The following is a 17,892-nucleotide window of genomic DNA, read 5'->3' as shown; positions in this document are numbered from 1 at the left end:
GGGTCCGGGGGAGACCTGGTTCACCCTCCGGCGAGCCGGGCCTGCGCCTCGCGCCAGCGCGCGGTGTCGCCCTGCGGCTCGTAGCGGGTGAGCGGCTGGGTACGGGTGAGCAGACGCCGGCCGCTCCCCAGGTCGCCCGCCAGCCCGTGGGCCCGGGCCTGCACCAGGACGTTGCCGAGCGCGGCCGCCTCGGTCGGGCCCGCCACCACGGGCAGCCCGCACGCGTCGGCGGTCAGCTGGCACAGCAGGGCGTTGCGGGTGCCGCCGCCGACCACGTGCACGACGTCCACGGGGTGGCCGGCCAGCCGCTGGGCGTCCTCGACGGCCTTGCGGTGCGCGAGGGCGAGCGAGTCGAGGATGCAGCGCGTGATCTCCGCGGGCGTCCCGGGCACCGGCTGTCCGGAGGCGCGGCACGCGTCGGCGATCCGCTCCGGCATCCGGCCGGGCGCCAGGAACGCCGCGTCACCCGCGTCCACCACCGACCGCAGCGCCGGCACCTTCGCCGCCTCCAGCAGCAGCGTGTCCAACTCCGGCTCTCCCCAGGCCCGTACGCACTCCTGGAGCAGCCACAGCCCCATGATGTTGCGCAGGTACCGGACCGTGCCGTCCAGCCCCAGCTCGTTGGTGAAGTTGGCGGTCCGGCTCTCCTCGCTCAGCACCGGCGCGTCCAGCTCCAGACCCGCCAGAGACCAGGTCCCGGTGCAGATGTACGCGAACCGCTCCCCGTCGGCCGGCACGGCGGCCACCGCCGACGCCGTGTCGTGCGACCCGACGGCCGTCACCGGCACGGGCCCGCGCAGCCCGGTCTCCTCCAGCACCTCCGGCCGCAGCACGCCCGCCGGATCGCCCGGCTGCCGCAGCGGCGCGAACAGACCGAGGTCGACGCCCAGCCGGGAGGCCACGTCGTACGACCAGGCGCGGGTGCGCGGGTCGATCAGCTGGGTCGTCGAGGCGTTGGTCAGCTCGGTGCCCTGTTCACCCGTCAGCCAGTACGACAGCAGATCGGGGATCAGCAACAACCGCTTCGCTGACGCCAGTTGGGCCGAGTCCCGAGCGGCGACCAGCTGGTACAGCGTGTTGAACGGCGCGTACTGCAACCCGGTCGCCGCGTACAGCTCCTCGGCGGGCACGGTCGCCCACACCTTGTCCGCGACGCCCTCGGTGCGGGAGTCCCGGTAGTGCACGGGATTGCCGAGCAGCGCACCGTCGGCGTCCAGCAGCCCGTAGTCCACCGCCCAGCTGTCGAGGCCGACCGAGTCGACCTGCCCGGCCGCCCGCAGTCCGTCCAGCACACCCCCGTACAGGGCGAGGACGTCCCAGCGCAGGCCCTCCGGAACGCGCACCGGCCGGTTCGCGAACCGGTGCGCCTCGGTGAGCTCCAGGCTGTCGGTGCCGACGCGGCCGACCATGACACGTCCGCTGGACGCGCCGAGGTCGACCGCGGCGTACGACTTCACGAGCGCGCTCATCGCAGGAAGGCGGCCGCGACGCCGGCGTCGACCGGGACGTGCAGCCCGGTGGTGTGGGTCAACTCCCCGCCGGTCAGGGCGAACACGGCGTTGGCCACATGCTCGGGCAGCACCTCGCGCTTGAGGATGGTCCGCTGCGCGTAGAACTCGCCGAGCTTCTCCTCCGGCACCCCGTACACGGCCGCGCGCTGCGCCCCCCAGCCGCCCGCGAAGATCCCCGAACCGCGCACCACGCCGTCCGGGTTGACCCCGTTGACGCGAATGCCGTGCTCGCCCAACTCGGCTGCCAGCAGCCGTACTTGATGGGCCTGGTCGGCCTTGGTGGCGGAGTAGGCGATGTTGTTGGGACCGGCGAACACGGCGTTCTTCGAGGCGATGTAGACGATGTCGCCGCCCAGTTCCTGCGCGGTCATCACCCGGGCCGCCTCCCGCGAGACCAGGAAGGAACCGCGGGCCATGATGTCGTGCTGCAGGTCCCAGTCCTTCGCCGACGTCTCCAGCAGCGGCTTGGAGATGGAGATACCGGCGTTGTTGACGATCAGGTCGACGCCGCCGAAGGCGAGGACGGCGGCCTTGAACGCCTCGGCGATCTGCTCCTCGGAGGTCACGTCGACGCTCACGGCGACGGCCTTGTCCGGCCCGCCCAGCTCCTCGGCCACCTGGGCGGCGTTGTCCACGTTCAGGTCCGCGACCACCACACAGGCACCCTCGGCGACCAGCCGCTGCGCGATCGCCTTCCCGATGCCGCTGCCCGCGCCCGTCACCAGCGCCACCCGCGTCGCCAGCGGCTTCGGCGCCGGCATCCGCTGGAGCTTGGCCTCCTCCAGCGCCCAGTACTCGATGCGGAACTTCTCCGACTCCTCGATGGGCGCGTACGTCGACACGGCCTCGGCACCGCGCATCACGTTGATGGCGTTGACGTAGAACTCACCGGCCACCCGGGCCGTCTGCTTGTCCTTGCCGAAGGAGAACATGCCGACCCCCGGGACCAGCACGATCGCCGGGTCCGCGCCGCGCATGGCGGGGGAGTCGGGCAGGGCGTGCCGCCGGTAGTAGGCGGCGTACTCCTCGCGGTACTCGGCGTGCAGCTCCTTCAGCCGGGCGACGGCCTCCTCCAGCGGGGCGGCCGGCGGCAGGTCGAGGACGAGCGGACGCACCTTGGTCCGTAGGAAGTGGTCCGGGCAGGAGGTGCCCAGCGCGGCCAGCCGCGGGTGCTCGGCGCGCGCCAGGAAGTCCAGCACGGCCTCGGAGTCGTTGAAGTGCCCGACCTGCGGCTTGTCCTGGGAGGCGAGGGCCCGGACGTACGGCGCGAGAGCCGCCGCCCGCTCACGACGCTCCGCGGGCTCCAGCGCCGCGTACCCGTCGATCACCGGGCCGAAGGGTTCGGGCTTGCCCCTGTCCGCCAGGAACGCCTCGGCGGTGCGGATGATGTGCAGCGAGTTGCGCTCGCACTCCTCCGATGTGCCACCCCACGCCGTGATCCCGTGTCCGCCCAGCACACAGCCGATGGCCTGCGGGTTCGCCTCCTTGACCGCCGCGATGTCCAGCCCCAGCTGGAAACCGGGCCGCCGCCACGGCACCCACACCACCGTGTCGCCGAAGCACTCGGCGGTCAGCTTCTCCCCGTCGGCGGCGCAGGCGAGCGCGATCCCGGAGTCGGGGTGCAGATGGTCGACGTGCGCGGCCTCCACGAGGCCGTGCATGGCCGTGTCGATGGACGGGGCGGCACCGCCCTTGCCGTGCAGGCAGTAGTCGAACGCGGCGACCATCTCGTCCTCGCGCTCCACGCCCGGGTAGACACCCTTCAGCGCCCGCAGCCGGTCCAGCCGCAGCACGGCGAGCCCGGCCTCGGTGAGCGTCCCGAGGTCGCCACCGGACCCCTTGACCCACATCAGCTCGACGTCACCGCCGGTCACGGGGTCGGTGTCGGTGCCCTTCGCGGAGGCGTTGCCGCCGGCGTAGTTGGTGTTGCGGGGATCGGAGCCGAGCCGATGGGAGCGGGCCAGGAGGGCGGCGGCTTCGGGGTGCGGTGCCATGAGCGGGTCTCTTCCTTGCGTCGTCGGGACGGTGCGGGTGTACGCGAGGCGGGGTCAGGCGCCCCAGCCGGCTTGGGTGCCGCCGACACGCTCGGCGGTGATCCGCCCCTGCCATCCGGAGCGGTGGTAGGCGGTGATGGGGTCGGGGTCGAGGCCTGTTTCCTGGCGGAGTTCGGCGAGGAGGGGGCGGACGTCGGTGTTGTAGGCGTCCATGAGGACGGCGTTGGCGGCCAGGACGTCGCCTTCGCGCTGGGCGGTGGTGAGGGCGTCGCGGTCGACGAGGAGTGCCTTGGCGGTGGCTTCCTGGACGTTCATCACGGAGCGGATGATGGCGGGGATCTTGGCTTCGATGTTGTGGCACTGGTCGAGCATGAAGGCCACGTCGGAGGAGAGGCCGCCGCCGCGGATGACCTCGTGCATGATGCGGAAGAGCTGGAAGGGGTCGGCGGCGCCGACCATGAGGTCGTCGTCGGCGTAGAAGCGGGAGTTGAAGTCGAAGCCGCCGAGTTTGTTCTCGCGCAGCAGGGTGGCGACGATGAACTCGATGTTGGTGCCCGGGGCGTGGTGTCCGGTGTCGACGACGACCTGGGCCTTCTCGCCCAGCTTGAGGCAGTGGGCGTAGGCGGTGCCCCAGTCGGGGACGTCGGTCGTGTAGAAGGCGGGCTCGAAGAACTTGTACTCCAGCAGCATCCGCTGGTTCTGGCCCAGGCGTGCGTAGACCTCGGTCAGGCCTTCGGCGAGGCGGTCCTGGCGGGCGCGGATGTCGTCCTGGCCGGGGTAGTTCGTGCCGTCGGCGAACCAGAGTTTCAGGTCGCGTGATCCGGTGGCGTCCATGATGTCGACGCATTCGAGGAGGTGGTCGACGGCCTTGCGGCGCACGGCCGCGTCGGGGTGGCAGATGCTGCCCAGTTTGTAGGCGTCGTCCTGGAAGGTGTTGGAGTTGATCGCTCCCAGCTTCACGCCGTGGTCCTGGGCGAACTTCGCCAGCGCGGCGTAGTCCTCGACCCTGTCCCACGGAATGTGCAACGCCACCGTCGGCGCCACCCCCGTGACGGCATGCACCTGAGCCGCGTCGGCCAGCTTCTCCTGGGGCGTGCGGGGAACTCCCTGCTGGGCGAACACCTTGAACCGGGTCCCCGAGTTCCCGTACGCCCACGACGGGGTTTCGATCCGCTGGGCCGCGAGCGCTGCCTTCACGGCGGACAGGTCTGGCATGACCACCTCTGAACACTGTTTGAATCGTTTCAGGGAAACTAACCGCAGGGCTGCGACGACGTCAAGACGTCGGGGCGATTGTGCTGCGTCGACATTGTGAGACCGAAAGCTTCGCCCTGTCGGAACCCTTGACGGACGGCCGTGTCGCCTTCACGATGCCGTGAAACGTTTCACGATCTTTTCGGCCACACTGACACGTGCCATCACCGAAGGTTCGGGGGCGGTCCGCCGCGCCGGCCGCCATCTGAGAGAAGGAGACCGTCCGATGAGGGTCACGGCCCCTGTTCTCGAACACCACCGCGAGCCCGTCGGCATCGGCGAGTCCCGGCCCCGCCTGAGCTGGCGCACCGAGACCGCCGTGCCCGACTGGGCGCAGCGGGCCTACCGTGTCGAGATCACCGATGCCGACGGCACGGTCCTCGCCGACACCGGGCGCGTCGAGGGCGCCGATTCCGTGCTGGTGGACTGGCCGGGCCCGGAACTCGGCTCCCGCAGCCGGGTCGGGGTCCGTGTCCAGGTGTGGGGCGAGGGCGCCGAAGCGTCCGACTGGTCACCGATCACCCGGGCGGAGACGGGCCTGCTCGACCGTACCGACTGGACCGCCCGCCCCGTCACCCCCGACCGCGACGCGTCCGACGCCCCGCTCCCGGTGGCGCTGCTGCACCGCACCTTCGCCCTCGACAAGGCGGTCGCGTCGGCGCGGCTTTACATCACCGCGTACGGCGTCTACGAGGCCGAGATCAACGGAAGCCGGGTCGGCGACCATGTCCTCGCCCCCGGCTGGACCTCGTACCACCACCGCCTGCGCTATCAGACCTTCGACGTCACCACGCTGCTGCGCGAGGGCGACAACGCGATCGGCGCGCTGCTCGGCGAGGGCTGGTACACCGGCCGGCTCGGCTTCGGCTGCGGCCGCCGCAACCTCTACGGCGACCGGCGCGCCCTCCTCGCCCAGCTGGAGGTCACCCACCCCGACGGAACCGTCACCACCCTCACCACCGACGAGACATGGCGCGCCACGACCGGGCCCGTCCTGCGCTCGGAGATCTACGACGGCGAGGCCTACGACGCCCGGCTCGCGCGCCCCGGCTGGTCCGAGCCCGGCCACGACCTCGCCGACTGGACGTCCGTCACCCGACTCCCCTTCCCGGAGGCCGAGTTGGTGGCGCCGACCGGCCCGCCCGTGCGCCGCACCCAGACCGTCGCTCCCGTCGACGTGATCACCACACCGTCCGGCAGGACCGTCCTCGACTTCGGCCAGAACCTCGTCGGACGCCTGCGCATCCGCCTCTCGGGCCCCGCGGGCCACACGGTCACCGTGCGCCACGCCGAGGTGCTGGAACACGGCGAACTCGGCGTCCGGCCCCTGCGGCAGGCCGCCGCCACCGACACGTACACACTCGCCGGCACGGGCGTGGAGACGTACGAACCCCGCTTCACCTTCCACGGCTTCCGCTACGCCGAAGTCGACGGCTGGCCGGGCGAGTTCGACCCGGCCGCCGTCGAAGCCGTGGTCCTGCACACCGACATGGCGCGCACCGGCTGGTTCGAGTGCTCGCACGACCTGGTCAACCGCCTCCACGAGAACGTCGTCCAGGGGATGCGCGGCAACTTCCTGGACGTCCCCACCGACTGCCCCCAGCGCGACGAACGCCTCGGCTGGACCGGCGACATCCAGGTCTTCGCGCCCACCGCGTCCTTCCTCTACGACTGTTCCGGCATGCTCGGCGGCTGGCTGCGCGACCTCGCCGCCGAACAGCTCGCCCGAGCCGACCGGGTCCCGCCGCTGGTGGTGCCCGACGTCCTGCCGTTCGACTTCGGCGGCACCCCGCACGCGGTGTGGGCCGACGTGGCGGTGCTGCTCCCGTGGACGCTGTACCGGCGCTTCGGCGACATCGGGGTGCTGCGCGCCCAGTACCCGAGCATGCGCGCCTGGATGGAGGTGGCGGCCCGGCTCACCGAGGAGGGCGGCGGCCTGTGGCGGCAGGACTTCCAGCTCGGCGACTGGCTGGACCCGGCCGCGCCGCCCGAGGACCCGGGTGCCGCCCGCACCGACGGCGACCTCGTCGCCAACGCGTACGTCGTCCGCTCGGCCGACGTGCTCGCCGAGACGGCACGGCTGCTCGGGGAGAAGGACGACGCCGTGCGGTACGAGGAACTCGCACGGTCCGTACGGGCGTCGTTCGCCGATGAGTTCGTCACCCCGGGCGGACGGCTCGCCAGTGACGCGCAGACGGCGTACGCGCTGGCGCTGTGCTTCGCCCTGCTGCCGACGGGACGTCAACGGCTGGGCGCCGCACAGCGCTTGGCGTTCATCGTGCGCAAGGCCGGCTTCCGTATCGCCACCGGGTTCGCCGGTACGCCGCTGATCTGCGACGCGCTGTGCGCGGGCGGGGAGCCGCAGTTGGCGTACCGGATGCTCCTGGAGCAGGGGTGCCCCTCCTGGCTGTACCCGGTGACCATGGGGGCCACGACCGTGTGGGAGCGGTGGGACTCGATGCTGCCCGACGGCAGCGTCAACCCGGGCGAGATGACGTCCTTCAACCACTACGCCCTCGGTGCCGTCGCGGACTGGCTGCACCGCACGGTCGCCGGCCTGGAGGCCGCCGAACCGGGCTGGCGCCGGCTGCGGATCGCACCCCTGCCCGGCGGCGACCTCACCTTCGCCGAGGCCGCCCACGAGACGCCCTACGGCCGCGCGGAGGCGGGCTGGCGGATCGAGGACGACACGCTGGTGGTGGAGGTCCTGGTACCGCCCAACACCCGGGCGGAGGTCCGCCTCCCCGGCGACGGCGAGCCGTTCGAGGTCGGCTCCGGCCGCCGCACCTTCCGGCGGCCGTACACCGCTCCCACCTGGCCGCCGGCGGCGATCCGGCATCCGTTCTCCGCCCCGGAGTGACTCCCGGTGGAGGTGCTCAGGCGGGGAACGCCGGCCTGAGCACCTCCTCGCACCACTGGCGGAAGCCGGTCGGGCTCGGCTGCGCGGTGCGGTGCTCCTCGTCGTAGGCCCCCTCGTTCTGGGCGACGGCCATGTCGGCCACACCCTGGGCCGAGGCCTCGCTCGCCCCGTTTTCGATCATCATCGACCTGTACGCGTCGATCGGGAGCTGCTGGTACCGGACCGGCAGCCCCAGCACATCGCCGAGGACCTCCGCCATACCGTTGGGAGTGAGGGAGTCGGGGCTCACCACGGGTACCCCGCCCTGTCCGCTCCAGGTGCCGTCGAGCAGCAGCTCGGCGCCTCGTCCGGCGATGTCGCGGGTGGCGACGAGTGCCAGGGTGCGGTTGCGGTCGCTCGGCAGGAAGAAGGTGCCCCGGCCTCTGATCGCGTCGACTTGGCGGAGCAGGTTCTCCATGAAGAACGGAGGCCGCAGCGCCCGGAACTTCACCCCCGCGCCGGCCATCAGCTCTTCGGCGGCCCGCGCGGCCGACAGGTGCCCGGCGTTCTTCTCGATGCCGCGGCCCATGGTCGACACGCTGACGACCCGGCCGACGCCGTTCCTGACGATCGCCTCGCACGCCGACCGCGTCGGGTCCAGATAGTGGCGCTCGAGGTTCACCGTGCTGTGGTCCGGAGGTATCACCCAGAACACGGCCTCCGCTCCCGCGAAGGCCTTCATGAGGACACCGGGGTCGGTGTGCGAGCCCTGGACGACCTCGACCCGCTCCCGCACCTCGGGGGAGAGCCGGCCGGGATCCCGCACGATCACACGGGCCGGCTGCTCGTCGGCGAGGACACGCTCGACGACCTGCCGGCCGATCTGACCGGTGGGCGTGGTGATGACAAACATGCAGAAGCTCCAAAACGGTTCGCCGGAAACGCGGTTCACGCCCGTCACCCGTGGCGGTACCGGGGGCCGCGTGCCTCGATCCTGTGCCCGGACGCTCCCGCGGGGAAGGACCGGCCGGGTCCCGCTTGTTACCCTCCGGGTAACACCGAATGGAGGTGCCAGGCCATGGAGTCCCGGTCACTGCGCTACTTCGTCGCCGTCGCGGAGGAACTCAACTTCGCCCGCGCGGCCGAACGGCTGGGCATCTCCGCCCCGCCCCTGTCCCGCGCCATCCGCAAGCTGGAGCAGGACCTGGGCATCGTCCTGTTCGTGCGTACCACCCACAGCGTCGCACTGACTCCGGCCGGCGAGGTCCTGCTGACCGAGGCCCGCATCGCCCTGGACGCCCTGCAGGCGGCCGGACGACGGGCCCAGCGCGCCGCGGCGACGGACCCGAAGCTGATCCTCGCGATCAAGGCCGACGGCGACGCCGGTCTGCTGGAGGCCATTCTGGCCCGCTTCGCCGCCGAGCCGGAGGCCCGGCCCGTCACGGTCCGCCTCTCCGGCTGGGGCGAGCAGGTCCGGCTGCTTCGCGAGGGCGAGGCGGACGCGGCGCTCCTGTACGGCCCCTTCGACCAGACGGGCCTGGACGCGGAAGTGGTGACCGTCGAACCCCGCCTCGCCGCCATCCCCGTCACCCACCCGCTCGCGGCCCGGGACGACATCACCCTCGCCGACCTCGCCCTTCCCGGCGTCGAATCGGGCAACTCACACGGTCTGTGCCGCTACCTGGACATGATCATGGAGCGGCATGCGATAGCGGACCTCGCCCAACTTCTCGCGCTCGTCGAACTCGGCAAGCTGGTGACCTTGCTCCCGGAATCGGTCACGAGCCGCTATCCGCGCCCGGGCGTCCTCTACCGCACCGTCCCGGACGCCCCACCGGCCACTCTCTTCATCGCATGGCCCCAGCAGTCCCGCTCGACGGCCGCGGCGGCACTCGTCCGAGCGGCCACCTCGGTGGCTCCGGTGCCGGAGGCGGCATGAAGTACATGATCCTGATGTACGCCGACCCGGCGGCGACCGAGGCGATGACGCCCGCGGAGCGCGCGGACGTCTTCCACCGGCACGAAGCCCTCCACGAAGACCTGCGGGGCACGGGCGAGATGCTGAACGGAGCCGGGCTGGCCTACCCGCGCGACACGACCACTCTCCGGTACGGCGAAGACGGTGCCACGACGACGAGCGGCCCGCTCACCGGAGCGACCGAACAGCTGACCGCCTACTACGTGGTCGACTGCGCCACCCCGGAGCGGGCGCGGGAGATCGCCGGGCGCGTCCTCGACTTCCATGTCGTGGCCGTCGAGGTGCGCCCCGTCCACGACTCGTTCGGCATGGGCGAGGGCTGACCTGCCGACCTGCCGACCTGCGTCAGGCTCCCCAGCCGGCCTGCTTCCCGCCGACCCGCTCCTCGACGATCTTCTCGGCCCATCCGGAGCGGTGGTAGGCGGTGATGGGGTCGGGGTCGAGGCCTGTTTCCTGGCGGAGTTCGGCGAGGAGGGGGCGGACGTCGGTGTTGTAGGCGTCCATGAGGACGGCGTTGGCGGCCAGGACGTCGCCTTCGCGCTGGGCGGTGGTGAGGGCGTCGCGGTCGACGAGGAGTGCCTTGGCGGTGGCTTCCTGGACGTTCATCACGGAGCGGATGATGGCGGGGATCTTGGCTTCGATGTTGTGGCACTGGTCGAGCATGAAGGCCACGTCGGAGGAGAGGCCGCCGCCGCGGATGACCTCGTGCATGATGCGGAAGAGCTGGAAGGGGTCGGCGGCGCCGACCATGAGGTCGTCGTCGGCGTAGAAGCGGGAGTTGAAGTCGAAGCCGCCGAGTTTGTTCTCCCTCAGCAGGGTGGCGACGATGAACTCGATGTTGGTGCCCGGGGCGTGGTGTCCGGTGTCGACGACGACCTGGGCCTTCTCGCCCAGCTTGAGGCAGTGGGCGTAGGCGGTGCCCCAGTCGGGGACGTCGGTCGTGTAGAAGGCGGGCTCGAAGAACTTGTACTCCAGCAGCATCCGCTGGTTCTGGCCCAGGCGTGCGTAGACCTCGGTCAGGCCTTCGGCGAGGCGGTCCTGGCGGGCGCGGATGTCGTCCTGGCCGGGGTAGTTCGTGCCGTCGGCGAACCAGAGTTTCAGGTCGCGTGATCCGGTGGCGTCCATGATGTCGACGCATTCGAGGAGGTGGTCGACGGCCTTGCGGCGCACGGCCGCGTCGGGGTGGCAGATGCTGCCCAGTTTGTAGGCGTCGTCCTGGAAGGTGTTGGAGTTGATCGCTCCCAGCTTCACGCCGTGGTCCTGGGCGAACTTCGCCAGCGCGGCGTAGTCCTCGACCCTGTCCCACGGAATGTGCAACGCCACCGTCGGCGCCACCCCCGTGACGGCATGCACCTGAGCCGCGTCGGCCAGCTTCTCCTGGGGCGTGCGGGGAACTCCCTGCTGGGCGAACACCTTGAACCGGGTCCCCGAGTTCCCGTACGCCCACGACGGCGTCTCGACTGCCTGGGTCTTCAGCGCGGCCTTCACCGCGGCGAGCTCGGTCACTTCAGGGCTCCTGTGACATCGGGCCGGAATGGCGTCCGTACGGCTTCTGTATGAATCGATTCAGGAAGCGAAGCTTAGAACGCTCCGTAGAAGTGTCAAGCGTTCTGGCGCACTCTGTTGCCCGTAGCCTCACCGTGACCTTTGGCTCTCGAAGGGCTCTCGAAATTTTTTCGGGGCCCACCCATTGACGTGACATGGCCCACGCGCCTAACGTCCCGGCAACCCAGTTGAAACCTTTCACGACGTCGCGAGGTGCTTCCCGGACGTCGTCGAGGAGCCCCTCATGACCCACCCGTCCGACACGGGTCCGGCCCCGGTGCTGGCGCTCGAGGACATTTCGAAGTCCTTCGGGGCCGTGCGTGCCCTGCGGGACGTGTCCCTGGAGCTGTTCCCCGGAGAGGTGCACGCCCTCGCCGGAGAGAACGGCGCGGGCAAGTCGACCCTGATCAAGACGCTCGCCGGCGTCCACCGGCCGGACGCCGGCCGGGTGCTGCTCGACGGTGCGCCCGTCGTCTTCCACGGACCCGGTGACGCACGCGACGCGGGCATCGCCGTCATCTACCAGGAGCCCACGCTCTTCCCCGACCTTTCGATCGCCGAGAACATCTTCATGGGCCGCCAGCCCCGGCGGGCCCTGGGCCGGATCGACCACAAGGCCACGCACACCGCGACCCTGCGGCTGATGAAGCGGCTCGGCGTCGAACTCGACCCCGACCGCCCCGCGCGCGGCCTGTCGATCGCCGACCAGCAGATCGTGGAGATCGCCAAGGCGCTCTCGTTCGACGCCCGCGTCCTGATCATGGACGAGCCGACGGCCGCCCTGACCGGAAGCGAGGTGGCCCGCCTCTTCGGCGTCGTGCGCACCCTGCGCGAACAGGGCGCGGCCGTGCTGTTCATCTCGCACCGGCTGGAGGAGATCTTCGAAATCTGCCGGCGCGTCACCACCCTGCGCGACGGCGCCTGGATCGCCAGCGAGCCGATCGAGGGCATGACGGAGGACGACCTCGTACGGCGCATGGTCGGGCGCGACCTCGAGGAGCTGTACCCGAAGCAGGACGTCAAGCCCGGTCAAGTCGCCCTCAGCGTCCGGCGGTTGACCCGCGAGGGCGTCTTCACCGACGTCTCCTTCGAGGTCCGGCACGGCGAGATCGTCGGCCTCGCCGGACTCGTCGGCGCCGGCCGCACCGAGGTGGCCCGGGCCGTCTTCGGCATCGACCGCTGGGATGCCGGCGAGGTCGAGGTCGAGGGCCGCACACTCACCAACGGCGCCCCGTCCACCGCCATGGCCGCCGGGCTCGCCCTCGTCCCCGAGGACCGGCGCGCCCAGGGCCTGGTGATGGGCATGTCCATCGAACGCAACATCGGCCTCACCGGACTCCGTACGACCGTCAGGGCCGGACTGATGGACCGCGGCGCCGAACGCGACCGGTCCCTGGACTGGGCGGTCAAGCTCCAGGTGAAGTACGCGCGGATCGCCGACGCCGTCTCCACCCTGTCCGGCGGCAACCAGCAGAAGGTCGTCCTGGCCAAGTGGCTCGCCACCGGACCCAAGGTGCTGATCGTCGACGAGCCCACCCGGGGCATCGACGTCGGCACCAAGGCCGAGGTGCACCGGCTGCTCAGCCGGCTGGCCGCCGACGGCGTCGCCGTCCTGATGATCTCCTCCGACCTGCCCGAGATCCTCGGCATGGCCGACCGCGTGCTCGTCATGCACGAGGGCCGGCTGACCGCCGAGATCCCACGCGCCGAAGCCACCGAGGAAACCGTGATGGCCGCAGCCACCGGGAGGGCCGCCGCATGACGGTGACCACTCCCAACGAGACCCCCGTCGCCGAGGTGCCCAAGTCCAGCGGTACCCGGCTCGTCGATCGCGTCTTCAAGATGCGTGAGCTCGCCATCCTGGTCGTCTTCCTGGTGATGATCGGTATCACCCAGGCCGGCAACAGCGAGTTCCTGTCCGAGCAGGGCATCAAGGACCTGCTCCTGAACGCCACCATCCTGGTGCTGGTCGCGACCGGCCAGTCCCTGGTGGTGATCACGAGGAACGTCGACCTGTCCGTCGGCTCGACCCTCGGCATCTGCGCCTTCGCGGCCGGCGACTACCTGCACGGCGGCGGCAGTTCGGTGATCGCCATCGGGCTGGCGGTCCTGATGGGCGTCGGGTTCGGACTGCTCAACGGCCTTCTCGTCAGCCTCGGCCAGGTGCCCGCCCTCGTCGTCACCCTCGGCACGCTCTACATCATCCGGGGCATCGACTCCATCTGGGTCGGCTCCCGTCAGATCACGGCGGCCGACCTGCCCGGCGGCTTCGTGGACTTCGGCTCCGGCGGCATCTCCGCGGTGCCGTACCTCGCGCTGATCGCGCTGGCCGTGCTGGTGGCGACGGCGTACTACCTCAAGCACTTCGGCAGCGGACGCGAACTGTACGCGCTCGGCTCCAACCCGGAGGCCGCCCGGCTCGCCGGCATCCCCGTCCGCAAGCGAATCCTGGCCGCGTACACCTTCTGCGGCGGCCTCGCCGGCCTCGCCGGCGCCATGTACCTGGCCCGGTTCGGCAACGTCGACTCCGGGACCGGCACCGGCTACGAACTCACCGTCGTCAGCGCGGTCGTGGTCGGCGGCGTGGTCTTCACCGGAGGTTCCGGCAGCGTGTACGGGGCCGCGCTCGGCGCCCTGCTGCTGACCTCCATCAACAGCGTGCTGCCCGCCCTCGGCGTCAGCTCGGTCTGGGTGCTCGCCATCAACGGCATCCTGCTCATCCTCGCCATCGCGGTCGACCGGATCGTCGCGCTGCGCGTGGCCTCCGCCCTGAAGAAGAGGAACGCCCGCAATGCCTGAGTCCCTCACGCGCGCGGTCCGCTGGGACACGGTCGTCGGCGCGCTGCTGATCCTTCTGCTCCTGCTGTCGTTCGGCACCGTCGACGGGTTCGGCAACGCCCTCAACCTGTCGTTCCTGATCGGCAACACCCTGCCCATCGCCCTGATCGCCCTGCCGATGACCCTGCTGGTCGTCGCCGGCGAGATCGACCTGTCCGTCGCCTCCACCGCCGGCCTGTCCGGCGCGGTGATGGGCAAGCTGTGGAACGACGGCATGGCGATCGAGACGATCATCCCGCTGTGCCTGCTGCTCGGTGTCGTCTGCGGGCTGGTCAACGGCCTGCTCGTCACCCGGCTCGGACTGCCCTCCCTCGCCGTCACCATCGGCACCCTCGCCGCCTACCGGGGCATCGCGCAGATCGTGCTCGGCTCCGACGCGGTGACCGACTTCCCCACGCAGTACCTGGACTTCGCGTCCGGACGGCTCGGGAACTCGTTCCTCCCGCAGGCCTTCCTGCCCTTCCTCGTCCTGCTCGCCATCGCCGTCGTGGTGCTGCACGCCACGCCCTTCGGACGGTCGCTGTTCGCGATCGGCGCGAGCGAGGAGGCGGCGCGGTTCGCCGGGATCCGGGTCAAGCGGCACAAGCTGATCCTGTTCACGGTGACCGGCCTGATGGCCTCGCTCACCGGGATCTTCTGGGCGCTGCACTACGCCAGCGCCCGGTACGACAACGCCACCGGACTCGAACTGTCCGTCGTCGCAGCGGTGTTGCTCGGCGGCATCGACTTCGACGGCGGCCGGGGCACGCTCGGCGGCGCGATCGCGGGAGTCTTCCTCCTCGGAGCGCTGCAGAACGTGATGAGCCTGCTGAACGTCTCCGCCCAGTCGCAGATCGTCGTCACCGGCGTCCTGCTCGTCATCTCCGTGCTCGGCCCACGGGTCGCACGGCAAATCTCCGTCGCGAGGGCGGGACGCAGAGCCGCCGCCTCGACTCCGACGTCGTAACTCCTCACCCTCGTAAAGGAAACCTCAACATGCGCAAGTCATCCGTCCGTCGTACCTGCGCGGCCCTCGCCGCCGGCACCTCGCTCGCCCTCGCGCTGACCGCCTGCGGCGGCACCACCAAGAACAACTCGGGCAGCGACAACGCCTCCGCCTCCTCGACCGCGAAGGCCGACCCGAACGCCGCGCTGAAGAAGGGGCTGACCGTCGGCTTCCTGCCCAAGCAGGTCAACAACCCGTACTTCACCTCCGCCGACAAGGGCGGCGAGAAGGCGCTGACCGAACTCGGCAGCAAGTACAAGGAGGTCGGCCCCTCCAGCGCCACCGACACCGCCGGGCAGGTCTCCTACGTCAACACGCTCACCCAGCAGCAGGTGAACGCGATGGCCGTCTCCGCGCAGGACCCGGGCGCCCTGTGCACCGCGCTGAAGCAGGCCATGAAGAACAACATCAAGGTCGTCACCTACGACTCCGACACCAAGCCCGACTGCCGCAACGCCTTCGTCTCGCAGGCCTCCGCCGAGGACCTCGGCCGCACCGAGGTGCAGCTGCTCGCCCAGCAGATCGGCTACAAGGGCGAGATCGCGATCCTGTCCGCCGCCCAGACCGCCACGAACCAGAACACCTGGATCGGGTACATGAAGGACGAGCTGAAGGACCCGAAGTACAAGAACGTCAAGCTGGTGAAGATCGCCTACGGCAACGACGACGCCCAGGCCTCCTTCCAGCAGACCCAGGGCCTGCTCCAGCAGTACCCGAACCTGAAGGGGATCATCTCCCCGACCACGGTCGGCATCAAGGCCGCCGCCCAGTACCTCTCCGGCTCCAAGTACAAGGGCAAGGTCAAGCTGACCGGCCTCGGCACCCCCAACGACATGCGCAAGTACGTCAAGAACGGCACCGTCGAGGGCTTCGAGCTGTGGGACCCGGCCAAGCTCGGCGACCTGGCCGCCCGCACCGCCGTCGCGCTGTCCTCCGGTCAGATCACCGGCAAGGAGGGCGAGACCTTCAAGGCCGGGTCGACCACGTACACGATCGGCAAGGACGGCGTGATCACCCTCGGCAAGCCGACCGTGTTCACCGCCAAGAACATCGACCAGTTCAACTTCTGATCCCTTCCACCCCTGCGGGAGCCGGTACTTCATGCAGCGCGTCTGTTTCCTCCTCAAGGTCCGTGTGGACCGGCTCGCCGAGTACCGCGAACGCCATACCGCCGTGTGGCCGGAGATGCGCGAGGCGCTCTCCGCCACCGGCTGGCACAACTACTCCCTCTTCCTGCGCGACGACGGCCTGCTCGTCGGCTACCTGGAGACCGAGGACTTCGACGCCGCGCTCGCCGGCATGGAGGCCACCGAGGTCAACGCCCGCTGGCAGGCGGAGATGGGGCCGTTCTTCGAGTCGCTGGACGGCGCCCGGCCCGACGAGGCCATGAAACCGCTCACCGAAGTGTTCCACCTCGCCTGACCCGTCCCCGCCGATCCTTCCCGCCCCGCTGGAGCCGCTCATGAGAAGACGCACCGTGCTCGCGACCGCCATACTTGCGGCCGTGGCAACACCGGGCATCGCGCGGGCCGCCGACCCCGGCCCCTCCGTCAGCAAGAAGGGCACCACCCAGCTCGACTCCCAGGCGATCTTCTTCGTCTCCTACGACGGCCTGGTCAACAACAACTCGTTCCAGAAGAACGGCCTGTTGACGTACAAGGGCTACCAGTACGCCGTCTGGTACACCTCGACCGGCAACGCCGTTGTCGGCCGCCGCGTGCTCGGCGGGAGCAGCTGGTCGACCGTCACGCTGTCCCACGTCCTCAAGACCAGCGACTCGCACAACGTCATCTCCATGGGCGTCTCCAAGGTCGACGGCCGCCTGCACCTCAACATGGACTCGCACAGTGACGGCTACTTCTACGTGAAGTCCGCCGCCGGGCTGATGGACAACCCCGCCACCACCGCCTGGACCTCGTCCGTGCTCGGAGCGGTCCAGACGTCCATGGACGGCCTCGCCCTCACCTCGCAGTTCACCTACCCGCAGTTCGTGTCCACCCCCGAGGGCAGGCTGCAGCTCAGCTACCGGGTCGGCATCTCCGGCAACGGCCGCAACGCCCTCGCCGAGTACGACGGTTCGAGCTGGACGGCACTGGGGGAGTGGTCCGCCTCCACGGGCACGTACACCAGCTCGCACGGCTCCTCCACCGCCCGCAACATGTACCTGCACGGCATCGACTACGACGTCAACGGCCGGCTGCACTCCTTCTTCACCTGGCGCGAGCAGAACGCGGCGGTGATGTGCAACAGCGGCGGGATCACCAACCACGACACCGGTTACGTCTACTCGACCGACCGCGGCCGCACCTGGCGCAACGACGCCGGCACCCTGGTCGCCACCACCGGCACCTCGGACACCGTCGCCGTCACCGACTCCGGCCTGGTCGTCGACTCCCTCAACCCAGACCACTCCCTGATGAACCAGGAGAGCCAGTGGACGGACTCCACCGGCCTCCCGCACGCGATCATCAGCTACGTCCCCGGCCGCTTCGGCCAGTGCACCACGAACTACGTCGCCGACCGCACCGCCAACGGCCGCGCCTTCCACGTCCGCAAGAACGCCTCGGGCAGCTGGCAGAAGACCGAGATCCCGGTCCCCCTGAACTCCAGCCAGCGCACCAAGCTGGTCCTGGACAAGTACGACAACGCCTACGCGGTCTTGCCCTACGGCCGGATCGCCGCCGCGTCGAAGTCCTCCGGCTACACCGACTGGACGCTGCTCTACGACGGCAGCGACCTCAACGCCTTCGGCGAGGTCGTCATCGACGAGCTGCGGGTGAGGTACGACAACGTGCTGTCGTTCATGTACCAGGAGAAGTCGAGCGGCACGACCCCCTCGGCACTCCATGTCGTCGACTTCGCACTGCCCGCGTGACCGGCGCCGATGTGCGGGGCGATGACGGTAATGTGAAGGTCCTCTTCCCGCCGCTCCGCGTTCCTCTGGAGGT

The 17,892-nt window shown here is 70.2% G+C and carries 14 protein-coding genes; 9 read left to right on the top strand and 5 right to left on the bottom strand.

Annotation, left to right across the window (positions count from 1 at the left end):
* Positions 1 to 20: 20 nt before the first annotated feature.
* Genes ACQF4J_RS07120 through rhaI (ACQF4J_RS07110) form a run of 3 tightly spaced genes read right to left on the bottom strand, consistent with a single transcriptional unit; the run spans position 21 to position 4,720 of the window.
* Positions 21 to 1,469: a rhamnulokinase gene (locus ACQF4J_RS07120; RefSeq protein WP_427165155.1), complete on the bottom strand. Its 1,449-nt coding sequence runs from the start codon at positions 1,467 to 1,469 to the stop codon at positions 21 to 23.
* Positions 1,466 to 3,505 carry a bifunctional aldolase/short-chain dehydrogenase gene (locus tag ACQF4J_RS07115; RefSeq protein ID WP_427165153.1) on the bottom strand — a complete coding sequence of 680 codons (2,040 nt, stop codon included), beginning with the start codon at positions 3,503 to 3,505 and terminating at the stop codon, positions 1,466 to 1,468. The genes ACQF4J_RS07120 and ACQF4J_RS07115 overlap by 4 nt, the downstream gene beginning before the upstream one ends.
* A 54-nt stretch (positions 3,506 to 3,559) precedes the next feature.
* On the bottom strand, positions 3,560 to 4,720 hold the full coding sequence (gene rhaI / locus ACQF4J_RS07110) for an L-rhamnose isomerase (protein WP_427165151.1): 1,161 nt from the start codon (positions 4,718 to 4,720) through the stop codon (positions 3,560 to 3,562).
* 265 nt (positions 4,721 to 4,985) lie between these two features.
* Here rhaI (ACQF4J_RS07110) and ACQF4J_RS07105 point away from each other — a divergent pair, with 265 nt between their 5' ends.
* Positions 4,986 to 7,619, top strand: a complete 2,634-nt coding sequence (locus ACQF4J_RS07105; RefSeq protein ID WP_427165149.1) for a family 78 glycoside hydrolase catalytic domain — start codon at positions 4,986 to 4,988, stop codon at positions 7,617 to 7,619.
* Positions 7,620 to 7,635: 16 nt separating this feature from the next.
* Here the strand turns inward: ACQF4J_RS07105 and ACQF4J_RS07100 are convergent, their stop codons facing one another.
* Positions 7,636 to 8,511, bottom strand: coding sequence for an NAD(P)H-binding protein (locus ACQF4J_RS07100; RefSeq protein ID WP_427165147.1), 876 nt, complete (start codon positions 8,509 to 8,511; stop codon positions 7,636 to 7,638).
* A gap of 165 nt (positions 8,512 to 8,676) precedes the next feature.
* Between ACQF4J_RS07100 and ACQF4J_RS07095 the strand changes: the two genes are divergently transcribed.
* Both ACQF4J_RS07095 and ACQF4J_RS07090 read left to right on the top strand, forming a co-directional pair.
* Positions 8,677 to 9,537: a LysR family transcriptional regulator gene (locus tag ACQF4J_RS07095; RefSeq protein WP_427165145.1), complete on the top strand. Its 861-nt coding sequence runs from the start codon at positions 8,677 to 8,679 to the stop codon at positions 9,535 to 9,537.
* Positions 9,534 to 9,899 carry a YciI family protein gene (locus ACQF4J_RS07090; protein ID WP_351585012.1) on the top strand — a complete coding sequence of 122 codons (366 nt, stop codon included), beginning with the start codon at positions 9,534 to 9,536 and terminating at the stop codon, positions 9,897 to 9,899. The genes ACQF4J_RS07095 and ACQF4J_RS07090 overlap by 4 nt, the downstream gene beginning before the upstream one ends.
* Before the next feature lie 22 nt (positions 9,900 to 9,921).
* On the opposite strand, the gene rhaI (ACQF4J_RS07085) is transcribed toward ACQF4J_RS07090, so the two are convergent.
* Positions 9,922 to 11,082 (bottom strand): L-rhamnose isomerase, encoded by a 1,161-nt coding sequence (rhaI, locus tag ACQF4J_RS07085; RefSeq protein ID WP_427165143.1) that lies wholly within the window; start codon positions 11,080 to 11,082, stop codon positions 9,922 to 9,924.
* Positions 11,083 to 11,365: 283 nt separating this feature from the next.
* Between rhaI (ACQF4J_RS07085) and ACQF4J_RS07080 the strand changes: the two genes are divergently transcribed.
* The 6 genes from ACQF4J_RS07080 to ACQF4J_RS07055 are packed head-to-tail and all read left to right on the top strand — an operon-like array spanning position 11,366 to position 17,819.
* Positions 11,366 to 12,883, top strand: a complete 1,518-nt coding sequence (locus tag ACQF4J_RS07080; RefSeq protein WP_351806761.1) for a sugar ABC transporter ATP-binding protein — start codon at positions 11,366 to 11,368, stop codon at positions 12,881 to 12,883.
* Entirely contained in the window at positions 12,880 to 13,920 is a 1,041-nt protein-coding gene (locus ACQF4J_RS07075; RefSeq protein ID WP_351581517.1) for an ABC transporter permease, read from the top strand. Before ACQF4J_RS07080 ends, ACQF4J_RS07075 begins: the two co-directional genes overlap by 4 nt.
* Positions 13,913 to 14,905, top strand: a complete 993-nt coding sequence (locus ACQF4J_RS07070) for an ABC transporter permease (protein WP_200702543.1) — start codon at positions 13,913 to 13,915, stop codon at positions 14,903 to 14,905. The genes ACQF4J_RS07075 and ACQF4J_RS07070 overlap by 8 nt, the downstream gene beginning before the upstream one ends.
* A 29-nt stretch (positions 14,906 to 14,934) precedes the next feature.
* Positions 14,935 to 16,014: a rhamnose ABC transporter substrate-binding protein gene (gene rhaS, locus ACQF4J_RS07065; protein ID WP_142145323.1), complete on the top strand. Its 1,080-nt coding sequence runs from the start codon at positions 14,935 to 14,937 to the stop codon at positions 16,012 to 16,014.
* Positions 16,015 to 16,045: 31 nt separating this feature from the next.
* Entirely contained in the window at positions 16,046 to 16,366 is a 321-nt protein-coding gene (locus tag ACQF4J_RS07060; RefSeq protein WP_351581515.1) for an L-rhamnose mutarotase, read from the top strand.
* 40 nt (positions 16,367 to 16,406) lie between these two features.
* Positions 16,407 to 17,819 (top strand): BNR repeat-containing protein, encoded by a 1,413-nt coding sequence (locus tag ACQF4J_RS07055; protein WP_427165139.1) that lies wholly within the window; start codon positions 16,407 to 16,409, stop codon positions 17,817 to 17,819.
* The last annotated feature ends 73 nt before the right edge of the window (positions 17,820 to 17,892 follow it).

The organism is Streptomyces sp. C1-1, assembly GCF_050214755.1.
Lineage (GTDB): Bacteria > Actinomycetota > Actinomycetes > Streptomycetales > Streptomycetaceae > Streptomyces.
This window is presented reverse-complemented; position numbering and strand designations above follow the sequence as displayed.

Coding starts and splice junctions, on each gene's coding strand:
- ACQF4J_RS07120 (WP_427165155.1), bottom strand. CDS start 1,469: ATGAGCGCGCTCGTGAAGTCGTACGCCGCGGTCGACCTCGGCGCGTCC.
- ACQF4J_RS07115 (WP_427165153.1), bottom strand. CDS start 3,505: ATGGCACCGCACCCCGAAGCCGCCGCCCTCCTGGCCCGCTCCCATCGG.
- rhaI (WP_427165151.1), bottom strand. CDS start 4,720: ATGCCAGACCTGTCCGCCGTGAAGGCAGCGCTCGCGGCCCAGCGGATC.
- ACQF4J_RS07105 (WP_427165149.1), top strand. CDS start 4,986: ATGAGGGTCACGGCCCCTGTTCTCGAACACCACCGCGAGCCCGTCGGC.
- ACQF4J_RS07100 (WP_427165147.1), bottom strand. CDS start 8,511: ATGTTTGTCATCACCACGCCCACCGGTCAGATCGGCCGGCAGGTCGTC.
- ACQF4J_RS07095 (WP_427165145.1), top strand. CDS start 8,677: ATGGAGTCCCGGTCACTGCGCTACTTCGTCGCCGTCGCGGAGGAACTC.
- ACQF4J_RS07090 (WP_351585012.1), top strand. CDS start 9,534: ATGAAGTACATGATCCTGATGTACGCCGACCCGGCGGCGACCGAGGCG.
- ACQF4J_RS07080 (WP_351806761.1), top strand. CDS start 11,366: ATGACCCACCCGTCCGACACGGGTCCGGCCCCGGTGCTGGCGCTCGAG.
- ACQF4J_RS07075 (WP_351581517.1), top strand. CDS start 12,880: ATGACGGTGACCACTCCCAACGAGACCCCCGTCGCCGAGGTGCCCAAG.
- ACQF4J_RS07070 (WP_200702543.1), top strand. CDS start 13,913: ATGCCTGAGTCCCTCACGCGCGCGGTCCGCTGGGACACGGTCGTCGGC.
- rhaS (WP_142145323.1), top strand. CDS start 14,935: ATGCGCAAGTCATCCGTCCGTCGTACCTGCGCGGCCCTCGCCGCCGGC.
- ACQF4J_RS07060 (WP_351581515.1), top strand. CDS start 16,046: ATGCAGCGCGTCTGTTTCCTCCTCAAGGTCCGTGTGGACCGGCTCGCC.
- ACQF4J_RS07055 (WP_427165139.1), top strand. CDS start 16,407: ATGAGAAGACGCACCGTGCTCGCGACCGCCATACTTGCGGCCGTGGCA.